This is a genomic window from Kocuria sp. UCD-OTCP, from assembly GCF_000349605.1.
Lineage (GTDB): Bacteria > Actinomycetota > Actinomycetes > Actinomycetales > Micrococcaceae > Kocuria > Kocuria rosea.
In genome coordinates this window covers 46,850-66,202 of sequence record NZ_KB714683.1, presented here as the reverse complement: position 1 = coordinate 66,202, position 19,353 = coordinate 46,850, and the positions used below count along the sequence as shown (strand labels likewise).

14 protein-coding genes are annotated in these 19,353 nt (G+C 76.4%); 6 read left to right on the top strand and 8 right to left on the bottom strand.

What is annotated here, in order from left to right; translation table 11 throughout:
* Positions 1-82: 82 nt before the first annotated feature.
* The 3 genes from H488_RS33945 to H488_RS33935 are packed head-to-tail and all read right to left on the bottom strand — an operon-like array spanning position 83 to position 5,270.
* The gene (locus tag H488_RS33945) at positions 83-2,482 is read right to left on the bottom strand and encodes a GNAT family N-acetyltransferase (RefSeq protein ID WP_017834702.1); all 2,400 of its coding nucleotides are present in this window, start codon (positions 2,480-2,482) and stop codon (positions 83-85) included.
* Positions 2,479-3,801, bottom strand: coding sequence for a lysine N(6)-hydroxylase/L-ornithine N(5)-oxygenase family protein (locus H488_RS33940; protein WP_017834701.1), 1,323 nt, complete (start codon positions 3,799-3,801; stop codon positions 2,479-2,481). The genes H488_RS33945 and H488_RS33940 overlap by 4 nt, the downstream gene beginning before the upstream one ends.
* Positions 3,801-5,270, bottom strand: coding sequence for a pyridoxal phosphate-dependent decarboxylase family protein (locus H488_RS33935; RefSeq protein ID WP_017834700.1), 1,470 nt, complete (start codon positions 5,268-5,270; stop codon positions 3,801-3,803). Before H488_RS33935 ends, H488_RS33940 begins: the two co-directional genes overlap by 1 nt.
* Positions 5,271-5,483: 213 nt before the next feature.
* Here H488_RS33935 and H488_RS33930 point away from each other — a divergent pair, with 213 nt between their 5' ends.
* Genes H488_RS33930 through H488_RS33910 form a run of 5 tightly spaced genes read left to right on the top strand, consistent with a single transcriptional unit; the run spans position 5,484 to position 10,782 of the window.
* Positions 5,484-6,590: an iron-siderophore ABC transporter substrate-binding protein gene (locus H488_RS33930; RefSeq protein ID WP_373419185.1), complete on the top strand. Its 1,107-nt coding sequence runs from the start codon at positions 5,484-5,486 to the stop codon at positions 6,588-6,590.
* A 13-nt stretch (positions 6,591-6,603) separates the two neighbouring features.
* A complete protein-coding gene (locus H488_RS33925; RefSeq protein WP_017834698.1) occupies positions 6,604-7,695 on the top strand; it encodes a FecCD family ABC transporter permease in 1,092 nt (363 codons plus the stop codon).
* Positions 7,692-8,771: a FecCD family ABC transporter permease gene (locus H488_RS33920; RefSeq protein WP_017834697.1), complete on the top strand. Its 1,080-nt coding sequence runs from the start codon at positions 7,692-7,694 to the stop codon at positions 8,769-8,771. The genes H488_RS33925 and H488_RS33920 overlap by 4 nt, the downstream gene beginning before the upstream one ends.
* Positions 8,768-9,733, top strand: coding sequence for an ABC transporter ATP-binding protein (locus H488_RS33915; protein WP_017834696.1), 966 nt, complete (start codon positions 8,768-8,770; stop codon positions 9,731-9,733). Before H488_RS33920 ends, H488_RS33915 begins: the two co-directional genes overlap by 4 nt.
* A complete protein-coding gene (locus tag H488_RS33910) occupies positions 9,730-10,782 on the top strand; it encodes a siderophore-interacting protein (RefSeq protein WP_017834695.1) in 1,053 nt (350 codons plus the stop codon). Before H488_RS33915 ends, H488_RS33910 begins: the two co-directional genes overlap by 4 nt.
* A gap of 54 nt (positions 10,783-10,836) precedes the next feature.
* Here the strand turns inward: H488_RS33910 and H488_RS33905 are convergent, their stop codons facing one another.
* From H488_RS33905 to H488_RS33895, 3 genes are all read right to left on the bottom strand, one after another.
* Positions 10,837-12,012, bottom strand: a complete 1,176-nt coding sequence (locus H488_RS33905; protein ID WP_017834694.1) for a DUF418 domain-containing protein — start codon at positions 12,010-12,012, stop codon at positions 10,837-10,839.
* Between the two features lie 118 nt (positions 12,013-12,130).
* Positions 12,131-13,312, bottom strand: a complete 1,182-nt coding sequence (locus tag H488_RS33900; protein ID WP_017834693.1) for a glycosyl hydrolase family 8 — start codon at positions 13,310-13,312, stop codon at positions 12,131-12,133.
* Positions 13,313-13,498: 186 nt separating this feature from the next.
* The gene (locus H488_RS33895; RefSeq protein ID WP_017834692.1) at positions 13,499-14,674 is read right to left on the bottom strand and encodes a PQQ-dependent sugar dehydrogenase; all 1,176 of its coding nucleotides are present in this window, start codon (positions 14,672-14,674) and stop codon (positions 13,499-13,501) included.
* A gap of 93 nt (positions 14,675-14,767) precedes the next feature.
* On the opposite strand from H488_RS33895, the gene H488_RS33890 reads away from it, so the two are divergent.
* Complete coding sequence (locus tag H488_RS33890) at positions 14,768-15,730, top strand: DMT family transporter (RefSeq protein WP_017834691.1); 963 nt, start codon at positions 14,768-14,770, stop codon at positions 15,728-15,730.
* A 210-nt stretch (positions 15,731-15,940) separates the two neighbouring features.
* Here the strand turns inward: H488_RS33890 and H488_RS33885 are convergent, their stop codons facing one another.
* Both H488_RS33885 and H488_RS33880 read right to left on the bottom strand, forming a co-directional pair.
* Positions 15,941-17,521, bottom strand: a complete 1,581-nt coding sequence (locus H488_RS33885) for an alpha/beta hydrolase (protein ID WP_017834690.1) — start codon at positions 17,519-17,521, stop codon at positions 15,941-15,943.
* A gap of 187 nt (positions 17,522-17,708) precedes the next feature.
* The gene (locus H488_RS33880) at positions 17,709-19,169 is read right to left on the bottom strand and encodes an MFS transporter (RefSeq protein WP_017834689.1); all 1,461 of its coding nucleotides are present in this window, start codon (positions 19,167-19,169) and stop codon (positions 17,709-17,711) included.
* Between the last annotated feature and the right edge of the window lie 184 nt (positions 19,170-19,353).

Below are 19,353 nucleotides of genomic sequence, written 5' to 3'. Positions count from 1 at the left end.
GGCAGGTCCCGGGGAAACGCCACTCGGGGCCCGGGCGGGCGGGGCCCCGCCCGCCCGGACCCCGAGTGGGGCCGCGTCGTGATCAGTGCACGGGCACCCGCCCGGCCACCGGGTTCTCCAGGGTCCCGGCGTACTGCAGGGACGCCGCCTGGTCGGTCAGGTCGACCATCTGCAGGGTGTTGAGCAGCTGCAGCCGGTTGAGGCAGGAGTGCTCGAACCGGGGCGCGAAGAGCGGCACGCGGTCCGCGCCGGCCGGGTCGGCGTCGGCGACGTCCTGGAGGCACCGCGCCGCGAGGTCCCAGAACTCGTCCGCGGCCAGCAGCCCGTCGGCCTCGAGCAGGCCCGCGAGGTGCCGCAGCACGCCGTCGAACACGTCCGTGTGCACGGACAGCGCCGCCGTGGCGGGCGGCACCACGTGGCGGATCCGCTCGAGGCCCTCCGGGAGGGGCCGGTCCGTGACGACGGCGACCTCCTCGCCGATGTCCTTCATGACCGCCCGCCGCGGGACGTGCCCGGCCAGGACGAGGACGACGTTCTCGCCGTGCGGCATGAACACGAGGTCGTGGGCGAGCAGGCACCGGGCCACCGGGGCGAGGTACACGGCGAGCAGCCGCCGCACCCACTCCGCGGCGTCCAGCCCGGACGCGCGCACGTGCACGGAGACCAGCGGCGTGCCGCCGGCGTCGACGTGCAGCAGGGACGCGAGGGTCGCGAGCCGCTCCCCGTCCGCGAGCCGGGGCACGGGGCTCTCCCGCCACAGCGCCGCGAGCATCTTCGTGTGCGGGCCCTCCTCCCCGTGGCCGGAGGCGGCGGCGCGGTGGTACGCGTCCCCGGTGTAGCCGACCGCGGCCACCTCCCGCAGGACCGAGAACCCGGCCTCCGCGAGCACCGGGTCGGCCGCGACGACGTCGGCGACCCAGTCGTTGATCGCGGGGGTGTCGCGCATGTACCGGGGGGAGAGCCCCCGGAGGAAGCCCATGTTCTGCACGGCCAGGGCGGTCTTCACGTAGTGCCGATCGGGACGGGAGACGTTGAAGAACGTGCGGATCGACTGCTGCGCCCGGTGCTCGTCCCCGGTGGTGCCCAGCAGCACGAGGTCCCGGCGGGCGAGGTCGGGGGCGAACGTCACCGCGATCCGGTGCTCCCACTGGTGGGGGTGCACCGGCAGGGGACGGTAGTCCTCCGGGTCCAGGCCCAGACCGGTCAGCCGGGCCCGGAAGCGGGACCGCACGGCCGGGTCCAGCTCGCCGGCCCACAGCTGCTCCTCGGTGCGGCCGCGCCCGGTGTCGAGGCGGCTGAGCTCCCGGCGGACGGCGAGCCACACGAGGCGCACCGGACGGGCGGCCTCGGGGGCGAAGCGGTCGTGCTCGGTGACGCCCATCCCGATCCGGCCGTTGTTGGCCACGAAGCCCGGGTGCCCCTCGGTCATCGCGGCCTCGACGTCCTGGAAGCCCGCCTCCGCGAGCGCGGTCGAGGGCCGGGTCCGGTGCACCAGCTTGTACGCGGCCGAGGCGAGGGTCCCGGCGATCTCCTCGAGGTAGGTCGCCAGCAGGTGCGGGGGGATGCAGAGCGCGGGGGCCAGCTCCGTGACCAGCGCCTGGGCGTCCGGCTCGGCGTCCGCGCCGTCCACGGAGCGGCGCAGCGAGCCCTCGTCCAGCACCCAGTGCTCCAGGGCGGTGCGCCGGGCGCGGAACCGGTAGCGGACCCGGTCCCCGCCGGTGCGGACCTCGTAGAGCCCCTCCCCCACGGGCTCGGGGGCGATCAGCCGTTCGTGGGCGAACTCGGCCAGGGCCTTGCAGCACAGGTGGCGGTGGGCGATCCGCATCGGGTGCAGGCCGAGGTGGGCGGGCCCGTCGTCGGCCTCCTCCCCGGGGACCGCGACGGGGACCACGGCGGGGACCACGGCGGCCGCGGGGCCCAGCTCGGAGGCCGCGAACCCCTCGGGGGTGCACGTGCTGAGCAGCGCGGTCTTGCCGGGCAGCTCGAGCGGGCCGTGGACCTCGAAGCCGGCGCGGGCGTTGAGCCGGTGGACGGCGGTGTTGCGGACGTCGGGCTCGACGACGACGCGCCGGGCCCCGCGCGCCTCGAAGAGCCAGCGCAGCGTGGCGGCCATGAGGGCGGCGCTCGTGCCCGGCACGGGGGTCCGTGCGGGGGCGAGGAGCAGGTGCATCCCCACGTCGCCGGGCCGGTGCGCGTAGTGGCCGGGGAGGAGCACCGCGCCGGGGTCGTAGGTCTCGACGAGCCCGAGCGGGACCCCGTCGAGGCGGGCCAGCCACGCGTCGCAGTGCGGGTCCTCGGCGACGGCTGCGAAGGTGCACCGGACGCGCTCGGGGTCGGCGTCGAGCAGGTCCCAGAACCGGGACCGGGAGTGGGTGAGCCAGGCGTGCAGGAGCTCGACGGTGGTCGCGTCCGGGACGAGCGGCTCGAGGGTCAGGACGCCGCCGGGGGTGGCGAGACGGGCGGGCGCGGGGCGGGCGGTCATGCGGTCTCCTGGGGGATGTCCTGGGCGGCGCCGCGGGGGACGCCGAAGGTCTGGAAGGCGATGGCGGGCTCGACCGGGTAGACCTCCCGGCCCGTGACGGCCCGGAGGATGACGCTGTTGCGGTAGGCGCCCATGCCGAGGTCGGGGGAGGTCAGGCCGTGGGTGTGCACCTCGGCGTTCTGCACCCAGATCCGGGAGCGCTCGTGGTCGACCGCGTAGTCGCGGGAGACGTCGTAGCGGCCGGCGGGGTCCCACGCGATGTCGTCGAGGACCGGGGCGAGGAAGGCGGGGACCTCGGCACGGTATCCGGTGGCCAGCACCAGGGCGCCGGTGGGGTGCCGCCAGCCGCGCTCGAGCTCGTCGTCGTGCAGGGCGAGGACCAGGTCGCGGCCGTCCTGCTCGACCCCCGTGAGAGTGGTGCTCGTGGTCAGCAGGCCGGCGGGGTGCCCGTGCACCGAGCGGCGGTAGAGCAGCTCGTGGATGTCGTTCACCAGCTCCGCGCTGATCCCCTTGTAGAGGCTGGCGTGCTCGCGGTTGAGCCGGTCCCGCCGGTCCGCGTCGAGGCCGTGGAAGTGGTCCACGTACTCGGGGGAGGTCAGCTCGAGGGTGAGCTTCGTGTACTCCATGGGGAAGAACCGCGGGGAGCGGGTGATCCAGTCCACCCGCGGGCCGTCGGCGCCGGAGCGCTCGAGCAGGTCGCGGTAGACCTCGGCGGCGGACTGGCCGCTGCCGAGCACGGTGACGCTCCCCCGTCCGAGCAGCTCCTCGCGCCGGGGCAGGTAGTCGCTGGTGTGCAGGACGGTGCCGGCGGCGGGGTCCACGCCCGCGGGCACCGCGGGCACCGTGCCGACGCCGAGGACCAGCCGGCGGGCCCGCCGCTGCTCCGTCCCGGCGGCCGTCCGGGCCGTGACCACGTAGGCGTCGTCGGCGGGGTCGCGCTCGACGCCGACGACCTCCCGGCCCCAGCGCAGGCTGTCGAGCTGCTCGCTCGCCCAGCGGCAGTAGGCGCTGTACTCGGCGCGCAGCGGGTTGAAGTCCTCCCGGATGTAGAACGGGTACAGCCGTCCGGTCCGCTTGAGGTAGTGGAGGAAGGAGTAGGGGGAGGTGGGGTCGGCCAGGGTGACGAGGTCGGCGAGGAACGGGACCTGGATCGTGGCGTCCTCGAGCATCAGCCCGGGGTGCCAGTCGAAGGCGTCCTTCGCGTCGAGGAACACCGCGTCGAGGTCCTCCAGCGGTGCGGCGAGGCAGGCCAGGCCCAGGTTGAAGGGCCCGATCCCGATGCCCAGCAGGTCGTGGACGTGCCCGGTCGCGGGGGCCATCAGCGGGCTCCCGCGGCGGCCTCGAGCGGGCGGGGCGCGGCACCGCGGGCGGCGGCCCGGACGAGGTCCAGCACGCCCCGGACGTCCTCGGTGGTCGTCGCCGGATTGAGGAGCGTGAGCTTCAGGCACCGGCGGCCGTCGAGGACGGTCGAGGCGACCGCGGCGCGGCCGGAGTCGAACAGCGCGCTCCGCACGGTCTCCACGAGCCGGTCCGCGGCGGCGTCGTCGGCGTCCGGGGACAGGTGCCGGAACAGGACGGTCGAGAGCACGGGCTCGGCCACCAGCTCCAGGTCGGGGGTCTCGTCCACGATCCGGCCCGCCTCCTGGGCGAGCTCCAGCACCCGGTCGAGGGCGCGGCCGATCCCCTCGGCGCCGACGGTGCGCAGGGTCATCCACAGCTTCAGGGCGTCGAAGCGGCGGGTGGTCTGCAGGGACTTGTCCACGAGGTTGGGCCGCACCGCGTGCCGGGGGTTCAGGTACTCGGCGCTCCACGTGGAGAAGCGCAGGCTCCGCCCCTCCCGCAGCAGCAGGGCGGAGGCGGCGACCGGCTGGAACCAGGACTTGTGGAAGTCCACGGTGACGGAGTCCGCCCGTTCGATCCCGTCCAGCCGGTGGCGGTGGGCGGGCGAGACGAGCAGGCCGCCGCCGTAGGCGGCGTCGACGTGCAGCCAGACGCCGTGGGCGGAGCACGCCCGGGCGACGTCGGCCAGGGGGTCGATCGCCCCGAGGTCCGTGGTGCCGGCCGTGGCCACGACCGCGGCGACCTCCGCGCCGGACGCGGCGACCTCGTGCAGGACGCGCTCGAGGGCGACCGGGTCCAGGGCTCCGCCCCGCGCGGCGGGCACGGGCACGACCGCGTCCGCGGACAGGCCCAGCAGGTGCGCCGCCTTCGCGATGCTGAAGTGGGCGTGCTCCCCCGCCACGATCCGCAGCCGCCCGAGCCGCTCCCCGCGGGACGCCGGGTGCGCCCGGGACAGGCGCTCCTCCCGGGCCGTGAACAGCGCCTGGAGGTTGGACTGGGTGCCGCCGGTGGTGAACACGCCGTCCGGCTCGCCCGCGGCGGGGAAGCCGATCCGCGCGGCGGTCCAGTCCACGATCCGCTGCTCGACCAGGGTGGCGGTGGTGCTCTGGTCCCAGGTCTCGACCGCCGTGTTCACCGCGGCGGTGAACGCCTCGGCGGCCACCGCCGGGATGGCCACGGGACAGTTGAGGTGGGCCATGTAGCCCGGGGCGTGGAAGTGCACGGCGTGGTCGAGGTAGAGCCGCCGGGTCTCCTCGACCACGGCGCCGAGGTCCCCGAGGGGCCGCTCGAGGTCCACCGCGGCGACCAGCTCCTCGAGCTCCTCGGGCGTGGCGGCGGAGCGGGGGCTCCGGGCGCCGGCGAGGTGGACGGCGAGCACGTCGACGGTCTCGTGCAGGGCGCGGGCGTACTGCGCCGGGGTGTCGTGGGTCAGCAGGAAGTCGTGCATGGGCTCCTCGCAGGGGGTGGACGGGGCCGCTCGGGCCCCTCGTGGAGTTAGGCAAGGCATACCTAACCACATCGGCGGAGCGATTACATCATGCTCGTGTTGCGTATTCGCCGGATCACGCCCTAGGGTGATCCCTGTCTTCCGGGTTAGGCAACCCTTGCCTCACCTCGCGTCCCACCGACGGTTCCGCCGTCGACGTCCGAAAGGGTGGCCGTGGCCTCTCTGCTCCCCCGCGCTCCGCGCCCGCTGTTCCCCGCCCCGTCCGCCGCGCGCCGCCGCGTCCTCGCCCCGTCCGCCCTGCTGGCCGCGGGGGCCCTGGTCCTGACCGGGTGCTCCACCGGACCGGCGGGCGGGGAGTCCGGGAGCGGGTCCGCCTCTGCGGAGGGCGCCACCGGCGAGTTCCCGCGCACCGTGGAGCACGCCTTCGGCGAGACCACGATCGAGGAGGCCCCCGAGCGCGTGGCCACGGTGTCCTGGGTCAACCACGACGTCGCCACCGCCCTCGGCGTGGTCCCGGTCGGGGTGCCCGCCCTGGACTTCGGCGCCAACGAGAACGGCTCCACGGACTGGTTCGACGCCGCGCTCGAGGAGTCCGGCGCCGAGGCCCCGGAGACCTACGCCGAGACGGACGGCATCAACTTCGAGGCGATCGCCGCGCTCCAGCCGGACGTCATCCTGGGCGCCTACTCCGGGCTGACGCAGGAGGACTACGACAAGCTCTCCGAGATCGCGCCCGTGGTCGGCTTCCCCGAGGACGCCGTGGCCTACGGGACGTCCTGGCAGGACTCCACCGAGCTCATCGGCCAGGCCCTGGGCCGGGAGGAGCGGGCCGCCGAGGTCGTGGCGGACGTCGAGCAGCAGATCGAGGACGCCGCCGCCGAGCACCCGGAGCTCGAGGGCACGTCCTTCGTGTACGGCACGCTCGACCCGTCCGCGGCCGACCAGATCTTCGCCTACACCGCGGTGGACAACCGCCCCAAGTTCCTCGAGTCCCTCGGCATGGTCCAGTCCGAGGCGGTCGCGGAGGCCGCCGAGGGCAAGGAGGACGAGTTCTTCATCACCTGGTCCCCGGAGCGCGCCGACGAGCTGACCTCCGACGTCTTCGTCAGCTGGGCCGAGGACGACAGCGTGCGGGAGGCCATCGAGAACGACCCCCTGCTCAGCCGCGTCCCCGCGGTCGAGAACGACGCCCTGGTGCTCCAGAGCGACCAGCAGGAGGTGCTCTCGGTCTCGGCCGCCTCCCCGCTGAGCATCCCGTGGGCGCTCGAGAACGTGCTGCCGGACATCGCCGAGGCCGCCGCGTCCGCCGGCGGCCGGTGAGACCGCGGTCCCGGTGAGCAGCTCGAGCACGGTCTCCCCCGCCCGGGCCACCCGGCAGGTCCCCGGCACCGCGCAGCGGCGCCGGGGTCTCGCCCTGTCCGCGGCCGTGCTGCTGCTGGCCCTCGCCGCCGCGGCCTCCCTGTTCTGGGGGGCCCGCTCGGTGGACCCGGCCACCGTGGTCGCCGTGCTCACCGGCCTGCCCGCCGCGCTCCTGGAGGGCGGCTGGGCGCAGGTCTCCGCCGGCCTGGGCATCGACGCCGCCGTGGTGCAGAGCAGGATCCCCCGCACCCTGACCGCGGTGCTCGCGGGGGCGGCCCTGGCCGTGGCCGGCGCCGGCATGCAGGGGGTCAGCCGCAACCCGCTGGGCGACCCCGGGCTCCTGGGGCTGACCGCCGGCGCCGCGTGCGCGGTGGTTCTCGGCATCGGCTGGCTCGGCCTCGTGGCCACGTGGCAGCTCACCGCTCTGGCCCTCGCCGGCTCGGCCGTGGCCGCGGTGCTCGTCTTCGGCTCCTCCCGGCTCGGCGGCGGCGCCCCGACCCCCGCGGGCCTGGTCCTCTCCGGCGCGGCCGTGAACGCCGGCTTCACCGCGCTGACCTCCTCCGTGGTGCTGATGCTGCCCGCGGTCCTGGACCGCTTCCGGTTCTGGAGCATCGGCTCGGTCGCCCGCGCCGAGACCACCGATCTCGCCGCCGTGGCGCCGCTCGTGCTGCTCGGCGTGCTCCTCGTGCTCGGCGGCTCCTCGGGGCTCAACGCCATGGCCCTGGGCGACGAGCTCGCCCACGGACTGGGCGTGGACCTGGGCGTGCAGCGCGTCCTCGTCTTCGTGGGCGTGGTCCTGCTCTCCGGCTCGGCCACGGCGCTCGCGGGCCCCATCGCCTTCGTGGGCCTGCTCGTGCCCCACGCCGTGCGCCGTCTCCTCGGCGGCGACTACCGCTGGATCGTCCTGTTCAGCGTGGTCCTGGGCCCCGTGCTGCTCCTCTCGGCCGACGTCCTGGGCCGGGTGCTGACCCCGCCCCAGGAGATCCACGTGGGCGTCACCACCGTGGTGCTGGGCGTGCCCGTGCTGCTGGCGCTGCTGCGCCGGGGCCGGAGCGTGACGCTGTGACCGGCACCGTGCTCGCCCCCGCGCCCGCCGCCCCCGCGGATCCCGGCGCCGCCGAGCTCGTCCGGGGCGTCCGCCGCGACCGGACCCGCCGCACCCGCCGGGCGGTCGCCCTGCTGGCCCTGGCGCTGCTCGCGGCCCTGGCCGTGCGCGTGCTGCTCGGGCGCTACACCGTGACGGTCCCCGACTTCTTCGCGATCCTCGCCGGGGAGCAGATCCCCGGGGCGAGCTTCATCGTGCTGCAGGAGAAGCTGCCGCGCGCCGTGCTGGGCGCGCTCGCCGGGACCGCCCTCGGCTGCTCCGGCGCCCTGTTCCGCCGGGTGCTCCGCAACCCCCTGGCCAGCCCCGACATCCTGGGCATCACCTACGGCGCCGCGGCGGGAGCCGTGGCCGGCACCGCGCTGTGGGGTCTGCGGGGCACGGCCGTGTCCTGGACCGCCCTGGCCGGGGCGCTGCTCGCCGCGGCCCTCATCGCCACCGCCTCGGTGCGGCTGCGCACCGGGGGGATCGTGGGCGAGCGCTTCCTGCTCGCCGGCATCGGCGTGGCCGCGCTCGCCCAGGCCCTCACCGCGGCCCTGCTGGCACGGCTGTCCCTGAACTCCGCCCAGGACGCCGCCCTCTGGACCGCGGGCTCCCTCAACGCCGCCACGTGGGACCGGATCACGGTCCTCGGGGCGTGCCTGCTGCTGGCCGTGCCCGCGGCCGTGGCCGTGCACCGCGCGCTCGAGCCCGCCGAGCTCGGCCCGGAGCTGGCGGCCGGGCTCGGGGCGCGCCCGGCGCGCAGCCGGGCCCTCGCCCTGGGCCTGGGCGTGCTGCTGGCCGCCGTGGCCACGGCCGCGACCGGCCCGCTCGCCTTCGTGGCGCTCATGTCCACCCCGGTGGCCACCGCCCTGACCCGCGGGCGGACCTCGATCGTGGCGTGCGCCCTCGTGGGCGCCGTGGTCGTGGTGGTTGCCGACGCCGTCGGCGCGGGCCTGGTGGCGCAGGTGCAGCTGCCGGCCGGTGTGGTCACGGGCGCCGTGGGCGCCCCCGTGATGCTGTGGCTGCTCGTGCGGCAGCGGAGAGGAGCCCTGGCATGAGCCCCGAGCTGCGCGACGACGTGCGCCCCGGCCTGCGCCCCGTGGAGGAGCCCGTGGCGGACCCCGGGGCCGGCGTCCCCGCGTTCCGGATGCGCGGCCTGTCCCTGGGCTACCAGGACCGCACCGTGGTGCGGGAGGTGGACCTCGACATCCCGCACGGGGCCACCACCGTGCTCATCGGCGCCAACGGCTGCGGCAAGACCACGCTGCTCAAGGGCCTGTCCCGGCAGCTGCGCCCGCTCGCCGGCACGCTCGAGGCGGACGGCCGCGGCGTGCGCGAGTGGCACGCCCGCCAGTACGCCCGCTCGGTCAGCCTCCTGCCGCAGTCGCCCGTGGTCCCGGAGGGCCTGACCGTCGCCGAGCTCGTGGAGCGCGGACGGCACCCGCACCGCCGGTGGTGGGGCGCCCCCTCCCCCGACGACGACGCGGCCGTGGCCCGGGCGATGGAGCTCACCGAGCTCACGGCCCTGGCCGCGCGCCCCGTGGAGGAGCTCTCCGGCGGGCAGCGCCAGCGGGTCTGGATCGCCCTGACCCTGGCCCAGCGCGCCCGCACGATGCTCCTCGACGAGCCCACCTCCTACCTCGACCTGGCGCACCAGGTGGACCTGCTGGACATGCTCCGGGGGCTGGAGCACCCGGACGGGCCGGGTGCCGGCCGGGCCACCGTCGTCGCCGTCCTGCACGAGCTGAACCTGGCCGCGCGCGTGGCCGACCGGCTCGTGGCGATGGCCGCGGGACGGATCGTGGCCGTGGGCACGCCCGCCGAGGTGCTCACCCCCGAGCTGCTGGCCGAGGTCTTCGGGCTCCGGGCGGACGTCGCGCGGGACCCCGTGGGCGGCCGGCCCGTCGTCCTGCCCCGCGGGCGGGCCCGCGAGGGCTCCCACCCCGTACCGCCCGCCGCACCCGTGGCCCTGGAGCCCGCGCCCCGGGCCGCCGCCGAGATCGGAAGGACCCTGCCGTGACCGTCATCCCCACCCCCGAGGCCACCGGTGCCCGCGCGGACCCCGTGCTGTGCGTCGAGGCCGCCGTGACGTCCGTGACCCAGCTGTGCCCGTCCTTCCGCCGGATCACCCTGGCGGGCCCGGAGCTCGCCGGCCTGTCCCCCGCGCTCATCGGGGCCGGGGACCGAACCCGGTGCCGGGACGCCTACATCAAGCTGCTGGTCCCGCCCCCCGGCCGCGAGCCCGAGCGGGCGGACCTGTCCCTGGGGCTGCGGGAGGGCTGGTTCGCCCGGCCCGCCGAGGAGCGCGGGTGGATGCGCACCTACACCGTGCGCGGCGTCCGGCGCACCACGTTCTGCGGGATGGTGGTCCCGGAGCTCGTGATCGACGTGGTGGTGCACGGCGGGCACGCCCAGGACGGCCCGGGCAGCCGGTGGGCGGCCGCCGTGTCCCCCGGCGAGCGCGTGTACCTGCTCGGACCCGGTCCCCAGGAGCGGCCCTGGGCGGCGTGGGACCACGGCGGCGCCCAGCGCGTGCTCGCCGTCGGGGACGAGACCGCAGCCCCGGCCCTGATGTCCGTCGCGGAGGAGTTCACGGACGCCCATCACGGGCTGCCCGCCGGCGGGACCCGCCCCCGCCTCGACGTGGTGCTCGAGGTCCCGCACCCCGAGGACGTCGCCGCCCACCGCCTGCCCGCGGACCTTCCGGACGTCCGGCTGCACGTCCTGCCGCGCGCCGGGGGCGCCGAGCCGGCCGGGCACGGGCACCGGGCCGCGGTGCGCCTCGCGCGCCTGCTCGAGCTGCCCGGCGGAGCCGTGGACGACGTCCTGGCCGGCCGCCGCCCGCAGCGCGGCCGCGGGACGCCCGCCCTGGCGGTCGCGGAGAACGCCGCGGAGCCCCGGGCCTGGTCGGTGGCCGCCCCCGCGCGCGCCGACGCCCCCTACGTGTTCCTCGCCGGCGAGTCCGGCACCGTCAAGGCGCTGCGCCGGCTGTGCGTCGACGCCGCGGGCATCCCCAAGGAGCACGTCTCCTTCATGGGCTACTGGCGGCAGGGGCAGGCGGAGTCCTGAGCGGCCGCGCGCCGGGCCGCCCGGCCGCCGGAGCCGACGCCGGGGTCCGAGGTCTCAGCTCTGGCGGGCCACGGCCGCAGGGGCCCGGCGCGCGCCGGCGGCGCGCGCTGTGAGCTCCTCCAGCGGGCCGCGCGGGAAGCGCCGCAGCCACAGGTGCGCGAAGACCAGCACGGCGGCGCACACCAGCAGCCAGCCGAGCACCGTGGCGGGCAGCCGGTGCTGGGCCGCGGCCACGGCCAGGCCCGCGCCCCAGCCGTAGAACAGCGCCGAGGCCAGGAGGTTCTGCAGCAGGTAGCAGCTCAGGGCGGTCCGGCCGACCTCTGCCAGCCTCCGTGCGGCCCAGGACGGCGGCTGTCCGGGGCGACGCACACCGAGGTGGGCCACGAGGGCCAGCAGACCCAGCGCCACGACCGGGGCGGTGGTGTAGCGGGCGAAGAAGGCACCGGCCTGACCGCCCAGGACGTTCAGGCCGAGGTCCACGGGCAGGGCGGCCCCCAGGCCCAGGACCATGAGCCGCCGCCGCCACCGGCCCCCGTCCGGGACGAGGAGACCGGCCAGCCACAGGAACCGCCCGGCCAGGAACATGACCACCCCCAGTCCGAGGATCAGGACGGGTTCGGCGCGGAACAGGACGACGGCATCCAGCCGCAGCAGCACGAGCTCCCACCACGTGCCGTCGGCGTAGGGGTTCGGCCGGGCCAGTGCCTCGGCCGGGTCCCCGGCGGGGACGACGAGGAGGACGGCCGTCAGCGCGCCGATCACCGCGACGTGCGCGGCGGCGCACGCCAGGACGACGCCGCGCTGCACCCGCTCCGAGGTGGTCACCAGCCACGCCACGACCATCCCCGTGAGCGCGTAGCCCATCAGGACGTCGAACTCGATGATCAGCAGGTAGTTGAGCAGCCCGTCCAGGAACAGGATCCCCGCCCGCACCCGGTAGGACCGGGGCCACGCGAGTCCGCGCCGCCGGGCGGAGGCGTGCTGGACGGCGAGGCCGATCCCGAAGAGGAGCATCAGCAGGCCCAGGAACTTGCCGTTGGCCGCGGCCATCAGCAGCGCCTGGGCAGCGCGCGCCGCTCCGCCGTCGGTGCCGGCCAGCGGATCGGTCAGGTAGCCGAGGAAGCCGCCCTGGTGGCTGAAGATCCAGATGTTGGTGGCGAGCGTGCCGAGGATCGCGAGACCGCGGGCCACGTCGAGGGCCGCGATGCGGGAGGGGGCGGGAGCGGGCATGGGTCCACTCTGCCCGGCCCCGGCACGCGGCGGATCCGCCCCGGGGCGGAGCCCGGCGGGGCGACGGTCCGCCGTCGACCGGGCGGGGGCGACGCGCCGGACGGCGGGCCGCGCCGGCTCAGGGGTGGAGGGCGTAGGCGCGGGAGACGCTCACCATGGACAGCAGTTGGATCGAGCTGGAGTAGTAGGACGTGAACTCCGTGCGGGCCGCCAGACAGCGGCCCAGGGCGTCGAGCCAGGCCTGGTCGCCGCCCCAGCGGGCACCCACGAGCAGGGGCGCGATGAACGCGAGGTCCTGGTAGCCCCCGCCCGGCAGCGTCGCTCCGTCCAGGGTGAAGCCGGAGGGCAGCCGGGCAGGATCACCGCCGCACTTCGTCCGCGCCCAGCCGGAGATGCGGGCCGCGGCGGCCCGGGCCTCCGGGTGCCGGGACGCCCCCAGCCGCAGCGGGACGCGGCACGAGTTGTAGTAGTAGTGCCGGTCGTGGCCGGATTCCAGGGTGTGGGCCGGGGCGGGGGCGATGGTCGAGGCGGAGCCCACGGTGAAGTCCGGGAGCAGGCCGGTGCGCGGAGCGTGGACCGACTGCAGGCGCCGGACCGCGGCCAGGTGCCGCCCCCAGACGGCTGCCCAGCTCACGTCCCCCGTGGCGCGGTGGAACGCCCCGAAGTGCCCGATCATCCAGTCGCTCGGGCGCGAGACGTTCTGCCAGGCCCCGTTGGACCAGTCCCCGAGCTCGACGAGCCCGGTGGTGGGGGAGATCAGGGAGCGCTTGATCGCGGCGATGCGGGTCAGGGCCAGCCGCCGGTAGTCGTACGTCCCCCCGGAGCCCCACCGCTGGTGCGCCATCAGCCACCCCATGGCGAGGTCCAGGTCGCCGTCGGTGGCGCTGTCCCGGCCGTGGTGGGAGACCATGCGGTCGTCCTGCTCGGCGGCGTGCAGGCCCGGGTCGATCCGGGAGGGGTGGTCCAGGACGTAGCGGGTGATCCCGTCGACGTAGCCGCGGGCCCGGGGGTCGAGGGGCGCCAGCTGGGCGCTGAGCATCAGCCCGTACCCCTGCCCCTCCGCGACGTAGGGGTTGGCCCCGTTCTGGGCATCGGCACGGACGGCCCACCAGCCGCGGGCCGCGTCGTGCCGCAGCAGCGACGTCCAGTCGGCCCACAGCGTGCGGATCGCGGCGTCCAGCTGCCGCTGCGTCGTGCTGCTCGGGCTGAGCGTGGTTCCTGCCTGTGCGGGGGTCGTCGGGGCGGCGACGGGGACAGTCGCGAGGGCGGCGCCCAGCGCGAGAAGGGTGCGGCGGTGCATGGGGGAACTCCCTGGGCCCGAGAGGGGGGTGGGGTGCGGGAGGGGGATCGTGACGAGGTCGGGGGCCGCGTCACCGGGGGGACCGTTCCGCGGGGGCCGTTCGGGGGACGGTGTCAGGCGTCAGTCAACCGGAGCCGCCCGGCGGGCGGGCGGCACCGGCGCCCTCCGGCGTGTCGTGCGCCCCGCTCAGGAGTCGCCGGCGCTCGCCGTGACGCGCAGGACGGCGTCGTCGTCGCCGTTGGAGGTGGTGACCCACAGCGCGCCCTCGTCGTCGAGGGTCAGCGAGCGCAGCCGGCCGTAGTCGTTCTCCAGCTCCGCCATGCGGGTCAGCCCGGTGACCGCGGTGTCCTCGACCCGGTAGACCCCCACGCCGGTGTTCTTCAGCTCCGCGACCGCCAGGGCGCCCTCCCACGCCCCCCACTGGTCCCCCTCGAGGAAGGCGGCCCCGCTGAGGGCGACCGTCGGGCGCCCGGAGGACCACGCGGCCGGGAGCGCGTCCGGGAACTCCTCGAGATCGGTCATGGGCACGGACTCGTCGTAGCCGGGCGCCGGGTCCCACCCGTAGTTGGCGCCGGGCTCCAGGACGTTGATCTCGTCGTCGGTGCCGGGGCCGTGCTCAGCCGACCACACCGTGCCCGTCCCGGGCTGCACCGCCAGGCCCTGGACGTTGCGGTGGCCCAGGGTGTGGACGGCGGCCCCGGGCCCGTCCCGGTCGGCGAACGGGTTGTCCTCCGGGACCGTGCCGTCGGGGTGCAGCCGCAGCGTCTTGCCCCCGAGCGAGTCGGGGTCCTGCGGGTTCGCGCCCTGCGCGGCGTCCCCGGTGCCCACGAGGAGCGTGCCGTCCGGGAGGAAGCGCAGCCGGCAGCCGCTGTGCCGGCCGGAGCTGATGGGCAGGCCGTCGACGACCGTCCCGGTGCGCTCGGCCGCCGCGGCGCCCTCGTCGAGCCGCCAGCGGGTGACCCGCACGTCCTGCGGCCGGCCGCCCCCGGTGCGCGTCGCGTGGCACAGGAAGATCTCCCGGGTCCGCCCGAAGTCCGGGGAGACCTCCAGGCCCATCAGCCCGGCCTCGCTGCCCACGAACAGGTCGTCCAGGTCGGCCGCGACCTCCCGCGTGCCCTGCTCGTCGTGGGCCAGCAGCCGGCCGCCCCGCTCGGTGACCAGCACGGTCCCCTCCGGGGTGCGGGCCACGTCCCACGCGAGCTCGAGCTCGTCCACGACGACCTCGACGTCGAGGGCGGGGGCGTCCGCCGGGGCGCCCAGGCGCTCGCCGGTGGCCACGGTCCCGCCACCCTCCGGGGCGCAGGCGCTCAGCAGCAGCACGAACACGGACAGCGTGCTCACGATCCCCCCGCGGATGTCCATGGTGGCAATCTACTCCGGTCGGCACCGGGCCGGACCCGTAGGATCGGGGCATCCTGCCCCGGACGGGGCGCGGAGCGGATCGGAGGTGCGCCGGTGGACCACGCCCCGGCCGGTCGTGCCCGGCTGATCCTCCTGGGCGCCGTGGCGCCGGTCGTGTGGGGGACCACCTACGTGGTCACCACCGAGCTGCTGCCGCCGGACCGGCCCATGACCGCCTCCCTCCTGCGGGCCCTCCCCGCCGGGCTGCTGCTGCTCGCCCTGACCCGGCAGCGGCCGCCGCGGGACTGGTGGGGACGGTTCGCGGTGCTCGCGCTGCTCAACTTCGGGGCGTTCTTCCCCCTGCTGTTCCTCGGCGCCTACCGCCTGCCGGGCGGTCTCGCCGCGGTCGTGGGCTCCGCCCAGCCCCTGGTCGCCGCGCTCCTGCTGCTGCTGGCCTTTCGGCAGCGCACGCCGCTGCCCCGGATGCTGTGGGCCCTCGCCGCGGTGGCGGGCGTGTCCGTGGCCGTGTTCGCCGGGACCGTCACCCTGGACGCCCTCGGGCTCGCCGCGGCCTTCGCCGGGACCGCGGTCATGGCCGCCGGGGTGGTCCTGACCCGCAGGTGGGGTCTGCCCGACGGCATGAGCGGGCTCGCGGCGACCGGCTGGCAGCTGACCCTGGGCGGTCTGATGATCGCCCCGCTCGTGCCCCTGCTGGACACCGGCGCCTTCGTCCTGGACCTGCCGGCCGTGCTCGGCTACGCCTGGCTGGCGCTGCCCGGCGGCGCCATTGCCTACGCCGCGTGGTTCCACGCCGGCCGGCGCGTGCCGGCCACGAGCCTGACCCTGCTGATCCCGCTGACTCCGGTGACGGCCGCGGCCCTGGGCCTCCTGCTGCTGGACGAGACGCTCACGGGCCTCCAGGCCGCGGGCTTCGGCCTGGCCCTCGTCGCGTCCCTGGCGGGACAGCTGCCGGGCCTGCCCCGCGCCGGGCTCCGCCGCGGGGACGCCGGCCGGTCCCGCCCGGGCGGAGTCGCTCCACGCCGCAGCGGCCGCGGAGCCCGTCATGGTTCTTCATGAGCTGCCGCCGGGCGTCCTCCTGGTCGATCGGCGGCGGCGGTCCGCGCCGGTTCGCACGCGGTCGGGAAAATCAAGGGGTGATCCGTGACCGGCGTCTCAGTAGGATGGGGCGAGGCCGCCGGATCTTCCTGGTTTCCCTGGTGGCTGGGCCGGTGCGGGGGCGATCTCGTACCGGCCGCTTTCTGCCCGCTCCGCCGCGGGCCCTCCGGCTCAGCAGATCCGCTCCTCCGCGGGCAGCACGCCCTCGAGGAGATGAGCGGTGACCGTCTCGTCGATGCACCGGTTGCCGGTCGCGTAGGATCCGTGCCCCTCGCCCACCCGGGTCAGCAGGTGCCCGCCCTCGAGCTGCTCGGCCAGCGCCTGCGACCACGCGTAGGGCGTGGCCGGGTCCCCCGTGCCGCCGACCACCAGGATGGGCCCGGCACCGGCGGCGTCGATCGGGGCGGGCACGCCGACGGGCTCGTGCGGCCAGGCCCCGCAGGTGACCTCCCCGTGGCTGAACCAGTCGCCGAGGGTCGGGGACGCCTCCTGCAGCTGCGCGTCCAGCGCCGCCATCGCGGCGGGATCGTCGTCCTCGGGACGGTCGAGGCAGTTGATCGCGATGTTCGCCGCGCTGGAGTTGGCGTAGGTGCCGTCGGGTCCCCGGCCGTACGCCAGATCCGCGAGGAGCATCAGTCCCGTCCCGTCCCCGTGCTCCGTGGCCAGCGTGAGGGACTGGGTCAGGAACCACCAGATGCGCGGATCGTAGAGCGGTTTGATGAGCCCGCTGACCGCATTGTCCACGGTGAGCGGCCGACCGTCGGCGGTCGGCAGCGGCTGCGCCTCGGCCTGCCGGAGCAGGGCCTCGATCTCGGCCAGCCCCTCGTCGACGGTCCCCTCGAACGGGCACCCGTCCTGCGGGAGGCAGGTCTCGACGTACACGCGCAGGGCACGCTCGAAGCCGGCGGCCTGGCCGAGGATCAGCCCGGAGCCGTCGAGGGAGGGGTCCATGGCCGCGTCGAGGACGAACCGTCCCGTCCGCTCGGGGAAGAGGTCGGCGTACGTGGCGCCGAGCAGGGTGCCGTAGGAGTAGCCGAGGTAGTCGAGCTCGTCGTCGCCGAGCACCGCCCGCAGGATGTCCAGGTCCCGGGCGGCGCTGACCGTGTCGACCTCGCCGAGCAGCGGGCCGGTGTTCGCCGCGCACGCCGCGGCGAACCGTTCGGCCGCCGCGACGGCCTGGGCCAGGCCCTCCGGGGTGTCGGGGTCGACCGTGGTGGCCCGGCTCGCGTCCATTGCGGCGTCGTCGAGGCACTCCACCGCGGTGGAGCTGCCCACGCCCCGCGGGTCGAAGCCCACGATGTCGTACGCGGCCCGGACGCGCGGGTCCAGTCCGGCCGCCCACGCCTCGATCGAAGCCGTCCCGGATCCGCCCGGGCCGCCGAAGTTGACGAGCAGGGAGCCCTGCCGGGCGGCGGGGTCCGTGCTCGGCACCCGGGTGACCGCCAGCTGGATCTGCCCTGCGGCCGGGTTCTCGTGGTCGAGCGGCACCTGCACCAGGGCGCACTCCGCCGCCGCCCCGCACGGGGTCCAGACGGGCTGCTGGGCGTAGAACTCCTCGAGCCCGGGCGGCACCTGGGCGGTGACGAGGACGCCTGGCGGCGGTGCGGCGACCGTGGCCGCCCCGGCCGCCGGAGCGGTCGCCAGCAGCACGGCCAGGGCCAGTGCGGAGCCCGCCCGGCGCGTGCGCCGGCGCCTCCGGTCGCGGGGACCGGGGCCGGAGGCGGGGCGGTGGTCGTTCTCGGGAGCACGCATGGCTCACCACTGCTTTCGGTCGGACCGGCCGGACGCCGGTGCGCGAGCACGAGCGCGGACGCGCACGTCAGGATCCTGCCACCGGCCTCGCGGCCCGCCCGGGCACCGGGCGCCCCCGCGCCCCGGCCTCCGCACCCCACCGGCGTCCCACCAGGGGCTTCAGGCTAGGAGCGCGCCGATCGGGCGGTCAAGGATGTGTCGTGGCGCGAAGGCCTCCCGGCCCGCCCCGCGCCGCGGGCGGTTGGAGGACCACGGCGGACAGCAGCCCGCCCGCCGCGAGCAGGCCCGCGCACAGCCCCATGACCACGGGGAACCCCGCACGGAGCCGGGCCGGGTCGGTGAGACCGGTCTCCCCGAGCCCGCCCACCAGCGGGATCGCCGCGACCGCGAGCAGGCCCGCCGTGCGCGCCACGGCGTTGTTGACCCCGCTGGCCAGCCCGGCCTGCTCCGTGGGCAGCGCGCCGAGGACCGTGGCGGTCAGCGGCGTGACCAGCAGGGTCAGCCCGGCGCCGAACACCGCGGCCGGCACCAGCACCTCCAGGAGGTAGTGCGCCCCGGGCCCGGCCCGGCCCAGCAGGAGCACCCCGAGCGCGGCGATCAGCGGCCCGGCGGTCATGGGCGCCCGCGGACCCACCCGGTGCACCAGGGCGCCCGCGGACGGCGAGAGCAGCAGCATCAGGACGGTGACGGGCAGCAGGGCCAGTCCGGCGGCCACGGGCGAGAACCCGGCTCCCACCTGGAGGGCGACGACGAGGACGAAGAAGACCGCGCCCAGGCCGGCGTAGACCACGAAGGTGATGACGTTCGCCGCCACGAACAGGCGCCGGCGGAACAGGGCGGGCGGCAGCAGCGGGGACCTCGCACGCCGCTCCCGGAGCAGGAACGCCGCCAGCAGGACGGCCCCGGCCGCGAGCGCCCCGCCCGCCGCCGGCACCGACGGGTCGTCGCCGGACGCGGTGGTCAGCCCGAGCGTCAGCGCCCCGAGACCGGCCACCAGCAGCGCCGCGCCGGGCACGTCCAGCTGCGGGCACGCCGCCGGGTTCCTCGACTCGGGGACGTGCCGGCGGGCGATCAGCGCCACGGCGAGCGCCACCGGGAGGTTGACCAGGAACACCCACCGCCACGAGGTGGTCTGGACGAGCCAGCCGCCCGCGAACGGCCCCACGGCCGAGGCCACCCCCGTGAGCCCCGACCAGGCGCCGATGGCGCGGGCGCGGTGCTCCGGGGCGAAGGAGGCCTGCAGGATCGCGAGCGCGGTCGGCACCAGGAGGGCGCCGCCGATCCCCTGGACGGCCCGCGCGGCGACGAGGACGGTGACGTCCGGGGCCAGGCCGCACAGCGCGGAGGCCCCGGCGAAGCAGCCGACGCCGATCAGGAAGATCCGGCGCCGGCCGTACCGGTCCCCCAGCGAGCCGCCGAGCAGGACCAGGGCGGCCAGGGTCAGCGTGTACCCGTTGACCACCCAGGTCAGGCCGGTGCTCCCCGCGCCCAGGTCGGCGGCGACGGACGGCAGGGCGATGCTCACCACCGTCGTGTCGATGAACGTCAGGGCCGAGCCGAGCACGGTGGCGGCCAGCACCCAGCGAGCCCGCCGCTCACCCCAGGCCAGCGGCTCGGACGGAGGGCCGTCGCCGGAGGATCGCACCATGGGCAGCTCGTTCCTCCTCGGTACCGGGGTCGGTCCCGGGGTCCGGCACGGGGTCGGGCACGGGGCCCCGCCGGAGCACCCCGCGCCGTCACCGGATCGTTCCCGCCCAGTGTCCCACCGGGAGGACCCCCGGTCCCGTGCCCGCGGCCCCGGGCGCCCTGGACGGACCGCCCGGTGGGGCAGC

Excerpts from the sequence above, each read along its gene's own strand:
- H488_RS33945 (WP_017834702.1), bottom strand. The coding sequence starts at position 2,482 with ATGACCGCCCGCCCCGCGCCCGCCCGTCTCGCCACCCCCGGCGGCGTC.
- H488_RS33940 (WP_017834701.1), bottom strand. The coding sequence starts at position 3,801 with ATGGCCCCCGCGACCGGGCACGTCCACGACCTGCTGGGCATCGGGATC.
- H488_RS33935 (WP_017834700.1), bottom strand. The coding sequence starts at position 5,270 with ATGCACGACTTCCTGCTGACCCACGACACCCCGGCGCAGTACGCCCGC.
- H488_RS33915 (WP_017834696.1), top strand. The coding sequence starts at position 8,768 with ATGAGCCCCGAGCTGCGCGACGACGTGCGCCCCGGCCTGCGCCCCGTG.
- H488_RS33905 (WP_017834694.1), bottom strand. The coding sequence starts at position 12,012 with ATGCCCGCTCCCGCCCCCTCCCGCATCGCGGCCCTCGACGTGGCCCGC.
- H488_RS33900 (WP_017834693.1), bottom strand. The coding sequence starts at position 13,312 with ATGCACCGCCGCACCCTTCTCGCGCTGGGCGCCGCCCTCGCGACTGTC.
- H488_RS33895 (WP_017834692.1), bottom strand. The coding sequence starts at position 14,674 with ATGGACATCCGCGGGGGGATCGTGAGCACGCTGTCCGTGTTCGTGCTG.
- H488_RS33885 (WP_017834690.1), bottom strand. The coding sequence starts at position 17,521 with ATGCGTGCTCCCGAGAACGACCACCGCCCCGCCTCCGGCCCCGGTCCC.
- H488_RS33880 (WP_017834689.1), bottom strand. The coding sequence starts at position 19,169 with ATGGTGCGATCCTCCGGCGACGGCCCTCCGTCCGAGCCGCTGGCCTGG.